Below are 2,857 nucleotides of genomic sequence, written 5' to 3'. Positions count from 1 at the left end.
CCACCTGGACAAGGCCGGCCCCTACGCCGCCGAGGACGCCGACATCACCTTGCGCCTGCACCAGGCACTGCAGGCTCGCCTTGCGCAAACGCCGAGCGTGCAGCCGGTGCTGATGGACATCGAAATGCCGTTGGTGCCGGTGCTGGCCAGGATCGAGCGCCAGGGTGCGCTGGTCGATGCCGCGCTGCTGCGGGTGCAGAGCGGTGAACTGGGGGTGAAGATGGCCGAGCTGGAGCAGCGCGCGTATGCGTTGGCCGGCGAGGAGTTCAACCTCGGCTCGCCCAAGCAGCTGGGTGCCATTCTTTACGACAAGCTGGGCATGCCGGTGCTGAGCAAGACCGCCAAGGGCCAGCCATCCACCGCCGAAGCGGTGCTCGACGAGCTGGCCGAGCAAGGCTACCCGCTGCCCGAGGTACTGATGCAGTACCGCAGCCTGAGCAAGCTCAAAAGCACGTATACCGACAAGCTGCCGGGCCAGATCAACCCGCGCACCGGGCGTATCCACACCTCATACCAGCAGGCGGTGGCCGCCACCGGCCGGCTGTCGTCGAGCGACCCTAACCTGCAGAACATCCCGATTCGCACTGCCGAAGGCCGGCGCATTCGCCAGGCGTTTGTCGCCAGCCCGGGTTACAAGTTGCTGGCGGCGGACTACTCGCAGATCGAGCTGCGCATCATGGCCCACCTGGCCAAGGACGAAGGCTTGCTGCATGCGTTCCGCAACGACCTGGACGTGCACCGTGCCACGGCAGCCGAAGTGTTCGGCGTGGCACTGGAAGACGTCACCACCGACCAGCGGCGCAGCGCCAAGGCCATCAACTTCGGCCTGATCTACGGCATGAGCGCGTTCGGCCTGGCCAAGCAGATCGGCGTCGATCGCAAGCAGTCGCAGGACTACATCGACCGTTACTTCACCCGCTACCCGGGCGTGCTGGCCTATATGGAGCGCACCCGAGCCCAGGCGGCCGAGCAAGGCTTTGTCGAAACCCTGTTTGGTCGCCGCCTGTACTTGCCCGACATCAACGCCAAGAACCCGGCCCTGCGCAAAGGCGCCGAGCGTACGGCGATCAACGCGCCGATGCAGGGTACGGCGGCCGACATCATCAAGCGGGCCATGGTCAATGTGGATAACTGGCTGAGCGAGAGCGGGCTGGATGCACGGGTGATCCTGCAGGTACACGATGAACTGGTGCTGGAGGTGCGCGAAGACCTGGTGGAGCAGGTCAAAGATGAAATTCGCCAGCACATGAGCCAGGCCGCGCAGCTGGATGTTCCGCTGCTGGTCGAGGCAGGAATTGGCGCGAATTGGGATGAAGCTCACTGATTGAACGGGGAAAGCTGTGTAGGATCTGCGACGTAGGGACGCGGATCCTGGCACTGCCCAGTGCCATTGGTGCTGAAGATTCCTGAAATTATCGCAAATAGTTTTCAGGGCTTCGGAACTAAACCAGTGAAGCGGAACTCAGAGTAACTGAATGGCTGGTGAAGCCCTTCGATGCTCCTATGTTGTGTTAAGTGTTGGCAGATATCCGGACCCCGCCCTAGCGGTCCGGACTTGGACCCCGAACTTCCCCCTCCCCATACGAAGTCCGGGGTTTTTTTTGCCCGGAATTTGGGTCGGCAGTTGCTGCTCACACCTGTAGGAGCAGCCTTGTGCTGCGAAATGGCCGGCATGAGCAATAGATGTCTACAGCCTGTCGTGGCCTCTTCGCAGCACAAAGGCTGCTCCTACAAGGATTCATGCAGGCCCTCAGGCAACTGGCTTGTCTTCCAGCTCCATCCAGTCCGCCAGCACCCGGTAGGCGTCTTCCACACCCAGGCGCTTGGGTGCCGAGAACAGCTGGATGGTCACGCCATCGCCCCAGCCCTTGCGGATTTCCGACTGCACTTTCAGCAAGGTGTTCTTGCCTGCGCCGTGGGTCAGCTTGTCGGCCTTGGTCAGCAGGATGTGCATCGGCATGCGGCTGGCCTTGGCCCAGTCCAGCATCATCTTGTCGAAATCGGTCATTGGGTGGCGGACGTCCATCATCAGGATCACGCCACGCAGGCACTCACGGCTGCCCAGGTAGGCTTCCAGGTGCTTCTGCCAGTGTTGCTTGAGCGGAATCGGCACTTTTGCATAACCGTAGCCCGGCAGGTCGACCAAACGCCGTTCATCGTCCAGACTGAAGAAATTCAATAGCTGGGTGCGACCGGGGGTTTTCGAGGTACGCGCCAGGCTGGCATGAGTCAGGGTATTGAGGGCGCTGGATTTGCCGGCGTTGGAGCGGCCGGCGAAAGCCACCTCGTAACCCTGGTCGTCCGGGCATTGTTCGACCTTGGCTGCGCTAAGGGCGAATGTGGCTTTCTGGCAGAGGCCGAGGATGGGGTTCTTGACTTGCATGGGATATCCGATGTGGGTGTTGCCAAAGCCTAGGCCGGCAAGCGGTGTCATTTCCGTTTGGCTGACAGAAGTATATAATGCCCCAGTTTTTGTGTGCCCATTCTCCCAGCGAAGGAGAACGGGCATGGGGTGCCGAACTATAGCTTGCGCATCAGAACGCAGCGCGTCCCCCAACCCTGTCAGGTCGTTTCGCCTGGCGAAATGGCTGCTAGCTGTCGGTATGTTCCTGCCGTTTTTCAGCGCACAGGCTACACAGGATCCCGAGGCGTTGTACAACCGCACGTGTGCGGCCTGTCACGCCGGGCAGTTGCCGCAGGCGCCCAAGAAGGGTGACCGGGCAGCCTGGGAGCCAAGGCTGGCGCAAGGCATGGAGGTACTCATGGCGCATGTGAATCAGGGTTTCAAGGCTATGCCGCCGCGTGGATTGTGCATGGACTGCAGTGCCGAGGACTACCGTTTGGTCATCCTTTGGAT

3 protein-coding genes are annotated in these 2,857 nt (G+C 61.4%); 2 read left to right on the top strand and 1 reads right to left on the bottom strand.

Going from position 1 to position 2,857, the window contains the following annotated elements:
- Positions 1-1,324 (top strand): DNA polymerase I (gene polA, locus HP546_RS28660; RefSeq protein ID WP_172232760.1); only part of this gene is annotated, 1,324 nt, incomplete at its 5' end.
- 426 nt (positions 1,325-1,750) lie between these two features.
- On the opposite strand, the gene yihA is transcribed toward polA, so the two are convergent.
- Positions 1,751-2,383, bottom strand: coding sequence for a ribosome biogenesis GTP-binding protein YihA/YsxC (gene yihA, locus HP546_RS28655; protein WP_172232757.1), 633 nt, complete (start codon positions 2,381-2,383; stop codon positions 1,751-1,753).
- A 193-nt stretch (positions 2,384-2,576) separates the two neighbouring features.
- Between yihA and HP546_RS28650 the strand changes: the two genes are divergently transcribed.
- A partial coding sequence (locus tag HP546_RS28650) for a cytochrome c5 family protein (RefSeq protein WP_172232763.1) occupies positions 2,577-2,857 on the top strand: 281 nt, incomplete at its 3' end.

Source organism: Pseudomonas sp. CM25, assembly GCF_013179705.1.
Classification (GTDB): domain Bacteria; phylum Pseudomonadota; class Gammaproteobacteria; order Pseudomonadales; family Pseudomonadaceae; genus Aquipseudomonas.
This window is presented reverse-complemented; position numbering and strand designations above follow the sequence as displayed.